This window comes from Pseudomonas sp. AC242, from assembly GCF_979258655.1.
Genome location: NZ_OZ409873.1, coordinates 1,036,430 through 1,052,539, shown reverse-complemented (window position 1 = coordinate 1,052,539; position 16,110 = coordinate 1,036,430). Strand labels below are relative to the sequence as shown.

Here is a 16,110-nt window from a genome sequence, read left to right as displayed (position 1 = left end):
GGGGGAGCGATGAAGCTTAATAACGAACCAGTTTCTCCATCGCCGCATCCGCCAGAAAGGAGGAGCGGCTTTTGACGTTGTGTTCGCGCACGTAACGGTCGATGCGCTGAATCACGTAACCGGGCAGCGTTACGTTGACCTTTTCGGTTTTGCCGAGATAGGGCGAAATATCCAGCTCAAGCATGCCCCAGCCCATCTCGGCAAATTCTGGATTACTGCGATGAGCGGATGCCGAAGTCGGCATAGGAATCGACTCCCCGTCCGCCGCAATCTCCTGCAGCATGATGTGGGCGACTTCGACCGCCGCCTTGTAGGCATCTTCAAAGCTGTCCCCTGCCGTAACGGCGCCGGGAATATCGGGGATCTGAATACCGATGGCAGTGTTCTCGTCTCCCCACTCGATACAGATTGGATATTGCATTACGGATCTCCTTCGAAACTGGCTGGCGGGTTGTACAACCCGGCACGCCGCCTGATGCTTTTGACCGTTCCCAACGGCAAATCCTTTTTCAGATGTGGGACGGGAATCGTGTACGGGTTGTATCGGTGCTTGAAGATGTGATGACTGCCGGTGACCCGATCCAGCGTCCAGCCTGCCTCCTCCAGCTCCTTGATCAATAGCCTGCTCTGCACCAACCGCCTCCTTGCCTTGGTCTCACAAAAATAACTCTAGGGTTATATTTACTCAAGCACAGAAATTGGCAGAACGACGTCTGGTTGTTTTACAGGGTGTGATTGAAACTGCTGAACCCTGAGCGCTGTGCAGCACTTCCATGAGCAATTTCTGTGAGAACCCAGCAGGCACACAGCAAAACGGCGATCCGAAGATCGCCGTTTTCATTTACTGCCCGAATTGCTTGCCCAACCCCGGTGGCACGCCGTGGATGTTGGTGTCTTCCCACGGGCCGTTAGGGCCGACGGAGCGGCTCCAACCGTTGTTCCAGCGGTAGTAGGTGCGCTGGCGGTAGAAGGTGTTGGTCTGGTCGTCGAGGACGTAGACGCCGAGTTTCTGGTCCCAGTGGCTGTTGCCGCCCGGTGGCGGGGCGAAGCTGGCCGAGGTGCGCGGCACCGGTTTGGCCGGTTTCGCCGGGATGCTTTTGCCAGGCGTCGGCGAAGTCGACGGGGTCGGGCTTGGCTGCGACGGCGGAATTGGCGGCAAATTCGTCGTCGGTTCCGGTCGTTGCACCGCACATGCACTCAAGCCCAGGGCCAGTGTGAGGACTGTGATTCGGGCGATGGTGTGCATGGCGATGCTTTCCTGTTGTGTCCGGCTATTTGTCCGGGCTGTCGATGGTCAGTTTTTGTAGCGCAGTGGTGCTGCTGGCCAGTGGGCCGCTGCGACCGACCCACTCGCCGGCAGTCGGTTGGCCGGCGCGGGAGATGCGCGCAACCAGTTGGACTTCAGGGAAGTTCGACAGTTTCAACTGCGGCATCATTGCGTCAGCATCGCCCAGTTCGACGGTCACCGGCAGATCGGCCACGGTCAGGCGTTTGGCTGCCAGCGGTGCCGGTGGACCGGAGGTGGCGCGGGCGAAAATGAACACGCTGTCGCCCGGTTGCACTTTGCTTCTGAGTTCGCTGGCCAGATCGACGCTGACTTTCAACAGTGCGGCTTTCGCGGCTACCGGTGCCTGAGCGACTTTGCCACCGCTGGCTTCCAGACGTTCGGCGGCGCGTTTGATCCCGCCTTGCAGCGCGGCGCGGGAGCTATCCTCAGGCGGCAGTTGCGCCAGCAGACGGTTCCAGTAATCGATCGCTTCCTGATAACGCTCGCCTTCAAACGCAGCGATACCGAGCAAACCAAGGCTGGTCACTTCTTTCGGATCCGCCTTCAGCGCTTCGTCAGTCAGGGCCTGAATCTTCGCCGACCACTTTTTGCCATCAGCAAAATACTGCGCCTGCGCCCACTGACCGAGCAGCTCCGGTTGACGTCCGGCCAGATTGGCAGCGCGTTCGAACATCTTCGCCGCGTCCGCCGGACGCTCTTGCGCCATGTAGGTACGACCGAGGAAATACAGGCCTTCGGCAGAATCCGGTTGCGCCGCAACAGCACGTTCCAGACGCTGGGTCATTTCTTCCATCGACTGCGGTGCCTGGGCAAATTCGCGGGTCAGCTCGACTTTGTCGGCAGCACCGAAGTGCATATACAGGCCGAGGCCCAGCACTGGCACCAAGACTGCCGCCAGCAGCGGCAACGGTTTGCCCAGTTTCGAGATACGCGGTGCGGCAACCCCTTCGGTATCGGCCAGCAACTCACGCGCCGCCTCGGCACGACCGCTGTCCATTTGCGCGGCGTCGAGCACGCCTTCAGCCTGTTGCGATTGCAACTCGGCGACGCGCTCCTGATAAAGCGCAACGTTCAGGGCAGTACGATCCTCTTCACGCTGGGCGCGACGTTCGCGCAAAACCGGGATCAGCAGAAAACTCAGGGCGACCAGAAGCAACAGCCCTGCGGCAAGCCAGAAATCAATCATTCTTGGTTTTTATCCAACAGTTGGTCGAGGCGCTGACGCTCTTCGCTGGACAGCGCTTGCGGAGTCTCGGCACGCTGGCCGCGACGACGGCGGACGATCACCGCGATCACCACCAGACCACCGAGCAGCAGGCCGGCCGGGCCGAACCACAGCAGCGCAGTCTTGGCGTTGAGCGCCGGTTTGTAGCGAACGAAATCTCCGTAGCGATCGACCATGAAGTCGATGATCTGCTGGTTGTCCTTGCCCTCGCCGAGCATGCGGAAAATCTCTTTGCGCAGGTCCGCGGCAATCGGTGCGTTGGAGTCAGCGATGTCCTGGTTCTGGCACTTGGGGCAGCGCAGTTCCTTGGTCAACTCGCGAAAACGCTCACGATCGCCTTCTTTGGCGAACTCGTAGGTGTCGATGGCGGCATGGGCGACACCGACCAGACTCAAACCCAATATCAGCGCAGCCAGAAAGCGCTTCATGGCTTGGCCTCATCGACCAGCGCCTGATACTTGGCTGCGAGTTTTTCGCGCCAGACTTGTTCATCAATCACGCCGACATACTTGTCGCGGATAATGCCCTTGGCGTCGATGAAAAAGGTTTCCGGCGCGCCGTAGACGCCGAGGTTCAGGCCCAGCGAGCCTTCATCGTCACGGATGTCCAGCGCATACGGATTGTGGAATTCGGCCAGCCACTTCAAGGCATCAGCGTTGGTGTCCTTGTAGTTGATGCCGTAGATCACCACGCCGCGCTCGGCGAGTTTGTTCAGCACCGGATGCTCGACCCGGCAGGAAATGCACCAGGTGCCCCAAACGTTGACCAGCGCCGGTTTGCCGAGAATGTCAGCTTTGGTCAGGCTCTTGTCGCCCTGCACGTTGGGCAGGGAAAACTCCGGGAACGGCTTGTTGATCATCGCCGACGGCAACTCCGCCGGATCGAGATACAGACCGCGATAAAGAAACACCGCCACCAGCAGAAAAATCGCCAGTGGCACCAGCATCAACCAACGTCTCATGCAGCCGCTCCCGTCATGCCCAGTGCTTCACGCACCTTGGCTTTCACCTTGACCCGATAACGTCGATCCAGCGCCGCCAGCAATCCACCAAAACCAGTGAGCAAGCCGCCGAACCAGATCCAGCGCACGAACGGTTTGACGTGCACGCGCACCGCCCAGGCGCCGTTGTCCAGCGGTTCACCGAGGGCGACGTAAAGGTCACGGGTGAAACCGGCGTCGATACCGGCTTCGGTCATCACCGAGTTCTGCACGGTGTACAGACGTTTTTCCGGGTGCAGCACGCTGACTTCCTTGCCGTCACGAATGACCCGAATCGTGCCTTTGTCCGAGGTAAAGTTCGGCCCTTCGAAGTGCTTGGCGCCTTCGAAGACAAAGTGATAACCGGCCAGATCCATCGACTCGCCCGGTGCCAGACGCAGATCGCGTTCGGCACTGTTCTGACTCGACAACACCACGCCGAGCGCACACACGGCGATGCCGAGGTGCGCGATCTGCATGCCCCAATAACTGCGGGTCAGGGTCGGCAGGCCTTTGATCAAACCTTTGTGGCGAGTCTTGTCGACGATGTCGCGCGCACCGGCGAGCAATACCCACGCAGCGAGCAGGAAGGTCGCGATCACCGCCCAGTTGAAATCGCCGTAAGCGACACCGGCCACCACCGCCAGCGCGACGCTGCCGAGCAGCACCGGGGTCAGCATGCCGGCCAGCCATTTCACCGGCGTGTCTTTCCAGCGCACGATCACGCCGACCGCCATGACCATCATCAGCAGCGCCATCAACGGAATGAACAGCGCGTTGAAGTACGGCGGGCCGACCGACATTTTCGCGCCGCTCAGGGCATCAAGAATCAGCGGATACAGCGTACCGAGCAGAATCATCGACGCAGCAACGACCAGCACCAGGTTGTTGCCCAGCAGCAGGGTTTCCCGCGACCACAGGTTGAAGCCGACCTGACTCTTGACCACGGGTGCGCGCAGGGCGAACAGCGTCAGCGAGCCGCCGACCACGAACAACAGAAAGATCAGGATGAACACGCCGCGCTCCGGATCGGAGGCAAACGCATGCACCGAAGTCAGCACGCCGGAACGCACGAGGAACGTACCAAGCAGGCTCAGCGAAAACGCAGCAATCGCCAGCAACACCGTCCAGCTCTTGAACACGCCACGTTTTTCCGTGACCGCCAGCGAGTGAATCAGCGCGGTGCCGACCAGCCATGGCATGAACGAGGCGTTTTCCACCGGGTCCCAGAACCACCAGCCACCCCAGCCGAGTTCGTAGTACGCCCACCACGAACCGAGGGTGATACCGATGCCGAGGAAGGCCCAGGCGACGATGGTCCAGGGACGCGACCAGCGCGCCCACGCGGCATCCAGTCGACCGCCCATCAACGCGGCGATGGCGAAGGCAAACGCCACCGAAAAGCCGACGTAACCCATGTACAACATCGGCGGGTGCACGATCAGGCCGATGTCTTGCAACAGTGGATTGAGGTCAGCGCCATTGCTGGGCATTTGCGGCAGGATGCGTTTGAACGGGTTGGACGTGAGGATCAGGAACAGCAGGAAACCGGTGCTGATCATGCCCATCACCGCCAGCACTCGCGCCAGCATGACTTGCGGCAACTGCCGCGAGAACACCGATACGGCAAAGGTCCAGCCGCCGAGAATCAATGCCCAGAGCAGCAACGACCCTTCGTGAGCGCCCCACACTGCACTGAATTTGTAGTACCACGGCAACGCGGTATTGGAGTTGTTCGCCACATAGGCGACGGAGAAGTCATCGGTCATGAACGCGTAGGTCAGAATGCCGAACGCGAACAGCAAAAACGCAAACTGCCCCCACGCGGCAGGCTGGGCCAGACTCATCCAGAAACGGTCGCCGCGCCAGGCGCCAATCAATGGCACCACGGCCTGCACCAGCGCAAAACACAGCGCCAGGATCATCGCCAGATGACCGAGTTCAGGAATAAAAATTGCCGATGTCATCGATCAACCCTCCTTCGCAGGCGTTGGTGCCGATTGACCGCTGTCTTTCAAGGCTTTGGTCACTTCCGGCGGCATGTACTTCTCGTCGTGCTTGGCCAGCACTTCATCGGCCACTACCACGCCGTCGGCGTTGAGCTTGCCGAGGGCGACGATGCCCTGCCCTTCGCGGAACAGATCCGGGAGGATGCCGCGATAGGCGATGGTCACGGATTTATTGAAGTCGGTGACGACGAATTTGACGTCCAGCGAATCTTTCGAGCGCTGCAACGAACCGGCCTCAACCATGCCTCCGGCGCGAATGCGCGTGTCTTGCGGCGCTTCGCCGTTGGCGATCTGGGTCGGCGTGTAGAACAGATTGATGTTCTGCTGCAGGGCGCTGAGGGCCAGGCCGACGGCAGCGCCGACGCCGACCAGAATGGCCAGAATGATGATCAGACGTTTCTTGCGCAGCGGATTCACTTGCTGTTCTCCCGGCGCAGACGACGCGCCTCTTGTTGCAGATAGCGCTTGCGGGCCAGGATCGGTGCCGCCACGTTAAGAGCCAACACCGCCAGACAGATGCCGTAGGCCGACCAGACATACAGGCCATGATGGCCCATGGCGAGGAAGTCGCCGAATGAAGCAAAACTCATCGAGCGGCCTCCAGACTGTGCTGCACTTCTTCTTTCACCCAACTGGCGCGGGCTTCGCGCTTGAGCACTTCAAGGCGCATGCGCAGCAACAGCACGGCGCCGAAGAAGCAGTAGAAACCCAGCACAGTCAGCAGCAGTGGCAGCCACATTTCCGCCGGCATCGCCGGTTTTTCGGTGAGGGTGAAGGTCGCGCCCTGGTGCAGGGTGTTCCACCACTCCACCGAGTATTTGATGATCGGAATGTTGATCACACCGACGATGGCCAGCACCGCGCAGGCTTTGGCGGCGCTGTCGCGGTTGCTGATGGCATTGCCCAGCGCGATCACGCCGAAATACAGAAACAGCAGAATCAGCATCGAGGTCAGACGCGCGTCCCAGACCCACCACGAGCCCCACGTCGGTTTGCCCCAGATCGCCCCGGTGACCAGCGCTACGGCGGTCATCCACGCGCCGATCGGTGCGGCGCATTGCAGGGCGACGTCGGCCAGTTTCATCTTCCACACCAGCCCGACCACACCGCACACCGCCAGCATCACGTAGATCGACTGTGCGAGCATCGCGGCAGGTACGTGGATATAGATGATGCGAAAGCTGTTGCCTTGCTGATAATCCGGCGGCGCGAAGGCCAGGCCCCAAACGACGCCGACGCCAATCAGCAGCAACGCTGCGATGCTCAGCCATGGCAAGAACTTGCTGCTGATGCCGTAGAACCACTTGGGCGAGCCGAGCTTGTGAAACCAGGTCCAGTTCATACTGTTTCCATCACGGGTGCCGCTCATCGGTGTGAGCAGTCTCAGGGTCTTTGCTGGTTAAATTTTAACCAGACCTCATTATTCGCCGACGCTGATCTTCAGGCCAGCAGCTATTGCAAACGGTGTCAGGGTGATCGCCAGGGCGGTCAGGCTACCCAGCCACAGCAGATACCCGGTCGCCGGCATGCCTTGTAGAGCGGCCTGCAAGGCGCCACTGCCAAGGATCAACACCGGGATGTACAACGGTAAAATCAGCAGCGCCAGCAACAGGCCGCCACGCTTCAAACCGACCGTCAGCGCCGCGCCCACCGCGCCGAGCAAGCTCAGCACCGGTGTTCCCAGCAGCAACGAAAGCAGCAAAACCGGCAAACAGGCGGCAGGCAAACCGAGCATCAACGCCAGCAGCGGTGAGAGCAGAACCAGTGCCAGACCGGAGAAAAGCCAGTGTGCCAGCACCTTGGCCAAGACCAGAAGTGGCAGCGGGTGCGACGAAAGGACCCACTGTTCCAGCGATCCGTCTTCGAAATCACTGCGGAACAGCCCGTCCAGCGAGAGCAGGACCGACAACAGCGCCGCCACCCAGACTAACCCGGGGGACAGGTTTTGCAACACTTGAGTTTCCGGGCCGACGGCCAGCGGGAACAATGCGATGACGATGGCGAAGAAAATCAGTGGATTGGCCAGTTCCGCCGGGCGGCGAAACAGCAATCGGGATTCACGGGCAACCAGCAGGCCAAACACACTCATACTGACCAGTTCCCCAGATCGATGTCGCGATAACCGGCCGGCATCCGGCTCAGCGTGTGGTGCGTGGTCAACACCACCAGACCACCGCGTTCGCAGTGCCCGGCCAGATGTTCTTCGAGCTGCGCCACGCCTTGCTTGTCCAGCGCGGTGAACGGCTCATCGAGAATCCACAGCGGCGGGCTGTCGAGATACAAGCGTGCCAGCGCCACGCGGCGCTGCTGACCGGCGGACAGGCTATGGCAGGGAACATCTTCGAAACCGCGCAATCCTACAGCTGCCAGCGCTTGCCAGATGGCCTCGCGTTCGGCGGGATGATGCAGCGCGCAGAGCCAAGACAGGTTTTCTTCCGGGGTCAGCAAATCCTTGATCCCGGCGGCGTGGCCGATCCACAGCAGGTTGCGTGCGAGTTCGCTGCGTTGTTCGCTCAGCGGCTGGCCATTGAGCAGGACTTGCCCGGCGGTCGGCTGCATCAACCCGGATAGCAGGCGTAACAGGCTGGTCTTGCCGCTGCCGTTGGGTCCGCTGATCTGCACCATATCGCCACTGGCGAGTCTCAATTCGAGATTTTCGAAGAGCAGCCGCAGATCACGTTCACACGCGAGGGCAACGGTTTGCAGGACAGGACTGGTCAAGGGATCACGGGCCTTATACGGTTCAAGTCGGCTCTGGCGCGGCCGTTAAAGAGATGCAGCATAGATGCATTGACGGCTCGATCTAGAGAGCTGGGTCAAACAATTGCTATGTTTTTTGTTCGAAGCGCAAGACGGGCGGCATTATACATGTCGTGCCTTACTCTCAAGAGTGCAATTTCCTCAGGTTGTGTCCGCGTATGACAGGCGAAATGAACATCCTCCCGCTCCCGCCCACCACCCCGGCGACCGTTCGCCCGCAGGTCGGTGAGCTGCTCAAGCTGCTGACCCCGGTCGAAGGCCTGATCGGCGCCGGGCAAAGCGCCAAAGCCGAGGTGTTGTCGCTCAAACAGGCGGATCAGACTTTTCAGTTATTGCTCAAGGTGACCGTCGACGGCGGACGCCAAACCACCGTGCAGGCGACCAGCAATCTGCCGTTGCCCCAAGGCACCAGCCTGGCGATCACCCAGCCCTCGGCGGGCAACCTGGCGATTACCGTGCAGCAGGCGATTGCCAGCAGCGTCGCCACCCTCACCCGCATCGACACCGCGCAATTGCCGGTCGGCACGCTGCTGCAAGGCAAAGTGCTGACCTCGCAGGCGCTACCGCAGACGCCGGGGCAGGCAGCGGTGTTCCGCTCGCTGGTCAGCCTGCTCAACACCGCACAGAGCGGCAGCACATTGACCATCGACAGCCCGCAGCCGCTGCGCATTGGCACCTTGCTGTCGGCGTTGGTGGAAGACTCACAAACCCTCAAGTTTCTGCCGATGAGCAGCCGCCAGGAACAACTGGCCGTCAGTCAGCAACTGCTCGGCCAGCAAAGTCGTCAGGCATCCCTGACAGGGTTGTTGAATGCTTTGCAAAATCTGCCGAGCGATACCGATCAGACATCGCAGGATTTGCGCGCGGTGGTCGACAAACTCCTTGCCAGCCTGCCGGACGTGCAACAACTGAGCACCGCCAAAGGCGTCGCGCTGGCGCTGGCCAACAGCGGCGCGTTCCTCGAAGCAAAACTGCTGACCGGCCAGAACCCGACGCTGGCTCCGGACATGAAAGCCGATCTGCTCAAGCTGATCGCACAACTGACCCCGGGCCTGCCGAGCAGCACCAGTTTCAACGCGATCATCGCCGCCAACACCTTGGCGCAAGCGCTGCCGAGCTTCGTCCGTAACGCCCTCGGCATGCTCGGCCAGGTCAGCGCCAAACCGGTGCCCAGCAGCTTCCCGCTGCCCGAGCGTTTGCTGCAAAGTCAGGACGGCGAAGGCGATCTGGAGCAATTGTTGCGCCTCGCTGCTGCCGCTGTTTCACGCCTGCAAAGCCATCAACTGTCGAGCCTGGAGCAGACCGGCGTCACCGACGATGGGCGCCTGCTCAGCACCTGGCAACTGGAAATTCCCATGCGCAATCTGCAGGACATCGTGCCGTTGCAGGTCAAGTTTCAGCGTGAAGAAGCGCCGGAGCGAGAACCGCAACCCAACGAACGCCGCGACGAGCGCGAACCCAAGCAGCAACTGTGGCGCGTCGATCTGGCGTTCGACATGGAGCCGCTCGGGCCGATGCAGATTCAGGCGCAACTGATCGCCGGCAGCCTGTCCAGCCAACTGTGGGCCGAACGGCCGTACACCGCGGACCTGATCGGCAACAACCTGTTCGCCCTGCGCCAACGCCTGCTAGATCGCGGGCTCAACGTCGGCGACCTCGACTGCCACCTCGGCACCCCGCCGCAGGGCAACCAAACCCGCCTCGAACACCGCTGGGTCGACGAAACCGCATGAACGATTCCACTGCCCCACGCCAGGCCATCGCCCTCAAGTACGACGGCAACCACGCCCCGACCCTCACCGCCAAGGGTGATGATGAACTGGCCGAAGAAATCCTGCGCATTGCTCGCGATTGCGAAGTCCCAATCTACGAGAACGCCGAGCTGGTACGGTTGTTGGCGCGCATGGAATTGGGCGACAGCATTCCTGAAGAGCTGTACCGCACCATCGCCGAAATCATCGCGTTTGCGTGGAATCTGAAGGGCAAATTCCCCGAGGGGCAGGACCCGAATGCGCCGATGGTCGAGAAGGATGTGACCCTGCGCGGCGATGATTATTAAACCCTAAAGCACAAGATCGCAGCCTTCGGCAGCTCCTACATTGGAATGCGTTTCCCTGTAGGAGCTGCCGAAGGCTGCGATCTTTTGATCTTGCTTCTAGTTCTTGTGAAGCTTGCGCATCAACTCCGCCTCAGCCTGGGTCAACCCACAGGACTGAGTCAGTTCATCGACGCTTGCGCCCATGCCTACCAGTTTCGCCGCCTGGGCGAATGACAGGCTCGACGGGTCGCGTTGTTCAAGCGCGACAATCTTGTCCGGCAACGGACTCACCACCGCGCGCAACTCGTGCAGGGCGTCGCCCATGCGCACATTGCCGTTCTGGTAATCGTCGACACGCTTGGCCAGTTCCTTGATGCGCTGATCACGCAGCGCATCGCCCTGGGCCTGTTGCGCAGCGATGACGCGCTGCGCCTTGATGTACGACACAAACATTGCCAGCGTGCCTGCCCAGAAGAGGAACAGGACAATGACCGCGACCTCGAGAATCAATCAGATATTCTCCAGGTCCGACCATTCTTCTTCGCTCATCATCTTGTCCAGCTCGACCAGGATCAGCAACTCGTTGTTCTTGTTGCACACGCCCTGGATGAACTTGGCCGATTCTTCGTTGCCGACGTTTGGCGCCGTCTCGATTTCCGACTGACGCAGGTAAACCACTTCGGCCACGCTGTCGACCATGATGCCGACGACTTGCTTATCGGCTTCGATGATGACGATACGGGTGTTATCGCTGATCTCGCCGCTGTTCAGGCCGAAGCGCTGACGGGTGTCGATCACGGTGACCACGTTACCGCGCAGGTTGATGATGCCCAGCACGTAGCTCGGTGCACCTGGCACTGGAGCGATCTCGGTGTAGCGCAGCACTTCCTGAACGCGCATCACGTTGATGCCGTAGGTTTCGTTGTCCAGTTTGAAGGTTACCCATTGCAGGATCGGATCTTCAGAACCTTTTGCATTCGTCGCCTGACTACTCATACCCTGACCCCTCGAAAAAACCGCTCTGAGCGGTGTGTGTTCTGTGTGGCGGCATTCAACAATGCCGTCGCCTGATTGTTATGTCGGCAGCTATGTCGGTTTATGTAGCGGCTTGTGGCCGCCGAGGTGCTTTGCCCCACCGCTGGCGATCAACTCGGCCAGTGCGGAAACGTCAAGCAATGCACACATGTGCTCAATCACGGTGCCGGCGAGCCATGGCCGCTGACCCCGGTGACTTCTCCATTTGATTTCATTCGGGTCCAGACGCAACGAGCGACTGACCTGATGCACCGCCAAGCCCCACTCGTAACCTTGTACCGAAATCACGTACTGCAGGCCCTGACGGAAGTCATCGCGATAGCGATCGGGCATGACCCAGCGCGCGGTGTCCAGCACTTTCAGGTTGCCGGCCTGGCTCGGCAGAATCCCGAGGAACCATTCCGGCTGACCGAACAACGGCGTCAGCTCATGGCCAGCCAGCGAATAGATCGAGCCGAGGCACACCAGCGGCACGGCCAGGGTCAGGCCAGCGACGTCGAACAGCAGGCATTCGAAGGCTTCCGAGGCCCACGCCGGACGACCATCGGTTTCCACCGGTGGCGGCGTGTTGTTCGGCGGCAGATGCACTTCCACCAGCGGCGGGACCAGCGTTTGCTCGACGGGCGCGGGTGCGACTGGTGCCGGAGCCGGTTCGACCACGGCCGGTTCCGGCGCGGTTTTCAGCAATTGGGTTTGCAGCAGCGGAGCGAGCGTCGAGACCGATGCACGAACCGGCGCTGCTTCCTCGATCAAAGCCACCGGCGCTTTGGCAACCGCTGCAACGGCAGGCGCGGCAACCGGCGCAGCAGGCCTGGCCGCTTTCTGTGCGTCACGCGCCTGCTCTTCCAGTACCGCGGCCTGAAACTCGTCCAGCGCCTCGCTGCTTTCCACAACTTCAGGCTGCGCCTCAATGACCGGCGGCAGCTCCTCAGGAATTTCCTGCAGCAAATTATCCAGATAAGACTGCAGCGCCAATTGCGGCTTCGACGTCAACTTGACCGGCCGATTCATACGCAACCCCATGTAGGAGCTGCCGCAGGCTGCGATCTTTTGATCTTTTCAGGAACGCCAAAAAGCCGGATCAAAAGATCGCAGCCTGCGGCAGCTCCTACAAGGTTCAACGTCATTCAAGCCACCTGCGGAACAAGTTGTTGCGCCAACAGATGCTTGAGCAGCGCGCGATACGCCAGCACGCCACGGCTCTTGCCGTCGAATTGCGAAGGCGTGACACCGGCACGACTGGCATCGCGCAGACGAGTATCGACCGGGATATAACCCTGCCAGATCTCTTCTGGGAATTTGTCGCGCAGCACACGCAAGGTATGCATCGATGCCTGCGTACGGCGATCGAACAGGGTCGGCACGATACTGAACGGCAACGCCTGTTTGCGCGAACGATTGATCATCGCCAGGGTGTTGACCATGCGCTCCAGACCTTTGACGGCCAGATGCTCGGTCTGCACCGGGATCACCAGTTGCTGGCTCGCTGCAAGGGCGTTGACCATCAGTACGCCGAGCAACGGCGGGCTGTCGATCACCGCGTAATCGAAGTCCTGCCACAGCTGCGCCAGACTCTTGGCGATTACCAGACCCAGGCCACTCTGCCCCGGCGACTGACGCTCAAGGGTTGCCAGCGCGGTGCTCGATGGCAGCAGCGAAATACGTTCGTCACTGGTCGACAACAGCAGCTGCCCCGGCAGGCCTTGCGGCACGCTGCCCTTGTGCAGAAACAGGTCGTAGTTGCTGTGTTCCAGGCTGTCGGGGTCGTAGCCGAAATAGCTGGTCATCGAGCCGTGCGGGTCGAGATCGACCACAACCACGCGCTTGCCCGCCTCGGCCAGCAATCCGGCTAAAGCGATGGAAGATGTGGTTTTACCGACACCACCCTTTTGATTGGCGACTGCCCAGACTCTCATTCGGTTCGTTCCTCCCGGCCGATATGCTCGACCGAGACATAGCTCAGCGTGTTAATGCGGGTGACGGAGAATTGACGGCACTCTCGCGTCCCGGCGTCTTGACCGGGGTCGGTGCAGTTTGTGTGCCAGCCCGCTTCAATGCAGCGTCCGGTTGCGCATTGGCGGTTCCGGTGCCCGTGAGGCTGCGGCGCACATCGAGATTGCGCGACACCACCAGCACCACACGACGGTTTTTCGCACGGCCTTCAGCGGTGGCGTTATTGGCGACCGGCTGGAACTCACCGTAACCGACCGAGGCCAGGCGGCCAGGATTGACACCCTGCATCGCCAGCATGCGCACGATGCTCGCCGAACGCGCCGAAGACAGCTCCCAGTTGGTCGGGTACTGCGCGGTGCGGATCGGCTGATCATCGGTGAAACCTTCGACGTGGATCGGGTTATCGAACGGCTTCAGAATCGCCGCGACCTTGTCGATGATGTTGAAGGCGATGTCGCTTGGCATGGCGTCACCGCTGCCGAACAACAGGCTGGAGTTGAGTTCGATCTCGACCCACAGTTCGTTGCCACGCACGGTCATCTGATTAGAGCTGATCAAGTCACCGAAGGCGGCGCTGATGTCATCGGCAATGCTTTTCAGTGGATCGCTGGCGCCGGCGATACCGGCGTCGACCTGTTCGGCGTCCTTGACCAGCGGCTTGGCCGGGGTCACGGTCTTCGGTCGTTCATCACCAATCGGGATCGGTTTGAGCGAGCGGTCGGAGTCGGTGAAGACCCCGATCAGCGCTTCGGAAATGACTTTGTACTTGCCTTCGTTGATCGACGAAATCGAGTACATCACCACGAAGAACGCGAACAGTAGCGTGATGAAATCCGCGTAGGACACAAGCCAGCGCTCGTGATTGACGTGTTCTTCCTGGTGGCGACGACGAGCCATGAGGTTATTCCCTTAATCCATGAAGCCTTGCAGCTTCAACTCAATGGAGCGAGGGTTTTCACCTTCGGCGATCGACAGGATCCCTTCCAACAACATTTCGCGATAACGCGACTGCCGCAACGCGATTGACTTCAGCTTGGCCGCCACCGGCAGCAACACCAGGTTGGCACTGGCCACGCCGTAAATGGTCGCGACGAACGCCACGGCGATGCCGCTGCCCAGTTGCGTCGGATCGGCGAGGTTGCCCATCACGTGAATCAGGCCCATCACCGCACCGATGATGCCGATGGTTGGCGCGTAGCCGCCCATGCTTTCAAAGACTTTCGCCGCCTCGATGTCGCGGGCTTCCTGGGTGTAGAAATCCACTTCGAGGATGCTGCGGATCGCTTCCGGCTCAGCGCCGTCGACCAGCAGTTGCAGGCCCTTGCGCGAGTAGTTGTCCGGTTCGGCATCGGCTACGCCTTCCAGACCCAGCAGGCCTTCCTTGCGCGCGGTGAGGCTCCAGTTGACCACGCGATCAATGCCACCGGCCAGATCGACCCGTGGCGGAAACAGAATCCAGGCGAGGATCTGCATGGCGCGTTTGAACGCGCTCATCGGCGATTGCAGCAGTGCGGCACCGATGGTGCCGCCCAGTACGATCAATGCCGCCGGGCCGTTGGCCAGCGCACCGAGGTGACCACCTTCAAGGTAGTTACCGCCGATGATGGCGACGAACGCCATGATGATCCCGATAAGGCTTAAAACATCCATCAGAGACACGCCTCGACAATGTGTTTGCCGATGTCGTCGAGGCTGTATACCGCGTCGGCGAGGTCGGCTTTAACGATGGCCATCGGCATGCCGTAGATCACGCAACTGGCTTCGTCCTGCGCCCACACCGCGCTGCCGCCCTGCTTGAGCAGACGTGCGCCTTCACGGCCGTCAGCGCCCATGCCGGTCAACACCACCGCCAGAACTTTGTCGCCGTAGGATTTCGCCGCCGAACCGAAAGTGATGTCCACGCACGGCTTGTAGTTCAGACGTTCGTCGCCCGGGAGGATTTTCACCGCGCCACGGCCGTCGATCATCATTTGCTTGCCACCCGGCGCGAGCAACGCCAGGCCCGGACGCAGGATGTCGCCATCCTCGGCTTCCTTGACGCTGATGCGGCAGAGCTTGTCGAGACGTTCGGCAAATGCCTTGGTGAATGCCGCCGGCATGTGCTGGATCAGCACGATCGGCGCGGGGAAATTCGCTGGCAACTGAGTCAGCACGCGTTGCAGCGCCACCGGGCCGCCCGTCGACGTACCGATGGCAACCAGTTTGTAGGCTTTGCGTTTCGGTGCCGGCGACGAAGCGCTGGCAGCCGGAGCACGGCTTGGAGCAGGTGCATGCACAGGCGCGGGTGTCGGACGTGCCGGTGCGCTGGTGCTGTGGCTGCTGAAGCTGGATGGCGCCGGAGCAGGCGTCGGTGCCGGCGCTGCGGCTGGAGCCGGCGCACTGTAAGCACTGAAACGACGGTTACTGCGCGAGATGCTATGCACCTTTTCGCACAGCAACTGCTTGACCTTCTCCGGGTTACGCGAGATGTCTTCGAAATTCTTCGGCAGGAAATCCACCGCACCGGCGTCCAGCGCATCCAGGGTGACCCGGGCGCCTTCGTGCGTCAGCGAGGAGAACATCAACACCGGGGTCGGGCAGCGCTGCATGATGTGCCGCACTGCCGTGATGCCGTCCATCATTGGCATCTCGTAGTCCATGGTGATCACGTCCGGCTTGAGTGCCAGCGCCTGATCGATCGCCTCTTTACCGTTGGTGGCGGTGCCGACCACCTGAATGCTCGGATCCGCTGAAAGAATTTCCGAGACGCGGCGGCGGAAAAAACCCGAATCGTCCACCACCAGGACTTTGACTGCCATAAACACTCCATTAGGTGCAGCGGGA

At 60.8% G+C, this 16,110-nt stretch carries 21 protein-coding genes; 2 read left to right on the top strand and 19 right to left on the bottom strand.

What is annotated here, in order from left to right; all coding sequences use genetic code 11:
* Positions 1-16: 16 nt before the first annotated feature.
* From ACZZ0A_RS04805 to ccmA, 12 genes are all read right to left on the bottom strand, one after another.
* Positions 17-421, bottom strand: a complete 405-nt coding sequence (locus ACZZ0A_RS04805) for a type II toxin-antitoxin system HicB family antitoxin (protein ID WP_038363904.1) — start codon at positions 419-421, stop codon at positions 17-19.
* Positions 421-633 (bottom strand): type II toxin-antitoxin system HicA family toxin, encoded by a 213-nt coding sequence (locus ACZZ0A_RS04800; RefSeq protein WP_007919951.1) that lies wholly within the window; start codon positions 631-633, stop codon positions 421-423. The genes ACZZ0A_RS04805 and ACZZ0A_RS04800 overlap by 1 nt, the downstream gene beginning before the upstream one ends.
* Positions 634-841: 208 nt before the next feature.
* Positions 842-1,246 carry a hypothetical protein gene (locus tag ACZZ0A_RS04795; RefSeq protein WP_463542584.1) on the bottom strand — a complete coding sequence of 135 codons (405 nt, stop codon included), beginning with the start codon at positions 1,244-1,246 and terminating at the stop codon, positions 842-844.
* 25 nt (positions 1,247-1,271) lie between these two features.
* Entirely contained in the window at positions 1,272-2,474 is a 1,203-nt protein-coding gene (gene ccmI, locus ACZZ0A_RS04790; protein ID WP_007919959.1) for a c-type cytochrome biogenesis protein CcmI, read from the bottom strand.
* A complete protein-coding gene (locus tag ACZZ0A_RS04785; RefSeq protein ID WP_463542583.1) occupies positions 2,471-2,941 on the bottom strand; it encodes a cytochrome c-type biogenesis protein in 471 nt (156 codons plus the stop codon). The genes ccmI and ACZZ0A_RS04785 overlap by 4 nt, the downstream gene beginning before the upstream one ends.
* Positions 2,938-3,474 (bottom strand): DsbE family thiol:disulfide interchange protein, encoded by a 537-nt coding sequence (locus ACZZ0A_RS04780; RefSeq protein ID WP_007919961.1) that lies wholly within the window; start codon positions 3,472-3,474, stop codon positions 2,938-2,940. The genes ACZZ0A_RS04785 and ACZZ0A_RS04780 overlap by 4 nt, the downstream gene beginning before the upstream one ends.
* Positions 3,471-5,459 (bottom strand): heme lyase CcmF/NrfE family subunit, encoded by a 1,989-nt coding sequence (locus ACZZ0A_RS04775; RefSeq protein WP_007919962.1) that lies wholly within the window; start codon positions 5,457-5,459, stop codon positions 3,471-3,473. Before ACZZ0A_RS04775 ends, ACZZ0A_RS04780 begins: the two co-directional genes overlap by 4 nt.
* Before the next feature lie 3 nt (positions 5,460-5,462).
* Positions 5,463-5,918 (bottom strand): cytochrome c maturation protein CcmE, encoded by a 456-nt coding sequence (gene ccmE / locus ACZZ0A_RS04770; RefSeq protein ID WP_007919964.1) that lies wholly within the window; start codon positions 5,916-5,918, stop codon positions 5,463-5,465.
* Positions 5,915-6,091 carry a heme exporter protein CcmD gene (gene ccmD / locus ACZZ0A_RS04765; RefSeq protein ID WP_019692354.1) on the bottom strand — a complete coding sequence of 59 codons (177 nt, stop codon included), beginning with the start codon at positions 6,089-6,091 and terminating at the stop codon, positions 5,915-5,917. Before ccmD ends, ccmE begins: the two co-directional genes overlap by 4 nt.
* Entirely contained in the window at positions 6,088-6,843 is a 756-nt protein-coding gene (locus tag ACZZ0A_RS04760) for a heme ABC transporter permease (protein WP_016987487.1), read from the bottom strand. The genes ccmD and ACZZ0A_RS04760 overlap by 4 nt, the downstream gene beginning before the upstream one ends.
* A gap of 78 nt (positions 6,844-6,921) precedes the next feature.
* Complete coding sequence (ccmB, locus tag ACZZ0A_RS04755; RefSeq protein WP_007919970.1) at positions 6,922-7,590, bottom strand: heme exporter protein CcmB; 669 nt, start codon at positions 7,588-7,590, stop codon at positions 6,922-6,924.
* The gene (gene ccmA / locus ACZZ0A_RS04750) at positions 7,587-8,222 is read right to left on the bottom strand and encodes a cytochrome c biogenesis heme-transporting ATPase CcmA (protein ID WP_007919971.1); all 636 of its coding nucleotides are present in this window, start codon (positions 8,220-8,222) and stop codon (positions 7,587-7,589) included. The genes ccmB and ccmA overlap by 4 nt, the downstream gene beginning before the upstream one ends.
* 197 nt (positions 8,223-8,419) lie before the next feature.
* On the opposite strand from ccmA, the gene fliK reads away from it, so the two are divergent.
* Together fliK and ACZZ0A_RS04740 are read left to right on the top strand one after the other, a co-directional pair.
* Positions 8,420-9,994, top strand: a complete 1,575-nt coding sequence (gene fliK / locus ACZZ0A_RS04745) for a flagellar hook-length control protein FliK (protein ID WP_007919973.1) — start codon at positions 8,420-8,422, stop codon at positions 9,992-9,994.
* A complete protein-coding gene (locus ACZZ0A_RS04740; protein ID WP_141128997.1) occupies positions 9,991-10,320 on the top strand; it encodes an EscU/YscU/HrcU family type III secretion system export apparatus switch protein in 330 nt (109 codons plus the stop codon). Before fliK ends, ACZZ0A_RS04740 begins: the two co-directional genes overlap by 4 nt.
* A gap of 96 nt (positions 10,321-10,416) precedes the next feature.
* Here the strand turns inward: ACZZ0A_RS04740 and ACZZ0A_RS04735 are convergent, their stop codons facing one another.
* The 7 genes from ACZZ0A_RS04735 to ACZZ0A_RS04705 all read right to left on the bottom strand — a co-directional run bounded on the left by ACZZ0A_RS04735 (position 10,417) and on the right by ACZZ0A_RS04705 (position 16,085).
* Positions 10,417-10,809, bottom strand: coding sequence for a DUF2802 domain-containing protein (locus ACZZ0A_RS04735; protein WP_007919978.1), 393 nt, complete (start codon positions 10,807-10,809; stop codon positions 10,417-10,419).
* On the bottom strand, positions 10,810-11,295 hold the full coding sequence (locus ACZZ0A_RS04730; RefSeq protein ID WP_007919980.1) for a chemotaxis protein CheW: 486 nt from the start codon (positions 11,293-11,295) through the stop codon (positions 10,810-10,812).
* A 90-nt stretch (positions 11,296-11,385) separates the two neighbouring features.
* Entirely contained in the window at positions 11,386-12,345 is a 960-nt protein-coding gene (locus ACZZ0A_RS04725) for a CheW domain-containing protein (protein WP_123374654.1), read from the bottom strand.
* 116 nt (positions 12,346-12,461) lie between these two features.
* Positions 12,462-13,250, bottom strand: a complete 789-nt coding sequence (locus ACZZ0A_RS04720) for a ParA family protein (protein ID WP_007919990.1) — start codon at positions 13,248-13,250, stop codon at positions 12,462-12,464.
* A gap of 43 nt (positions 13,251-13,293) precedes the next feature.
* A complete protein-coding gene (gene motD, locus ACZZ0A_RS04715) occupies positions 13,294-14,184 on the bottom strand; it encodes a flagellar motor protein MotD (RefSeq protein ID WP_007919992.1) in 891 nt (296 codons plus the stop codon).
* A gap of 12 nt (positions 14,185-14,196) precedes the next feature.
* Complete coding sequence (locus tag ACZZ0A_RS04710; RefSeq protein ID WP_003222929.1) at positions 14,197-14,937, bottom strand: flagellar motor protein; 741 nt, start codon at positions 14,935-14,937, stop codon at positions 14,197-14,199.
* On the bottom strand, positions 14,937-16,085 hold the full coding sequence (locus ACZZ0A_RS04705) for a protein-glutamate methylesterase/protein-glutamine glutaminase (RefSeq protein ID WP_123374653.1): 1,149 nt from the start codon (positions 16,083-16,085) through the stop codon (positions 14,937-14,939). The genes ACZZ0A_RS04710 and ACZZ0A_RS04705 overlap by 1 nt, the downstream gene beginning before the upstream one ends.
* Positions 16,086-16,110 lie beyond the last annotated feature (25 nt).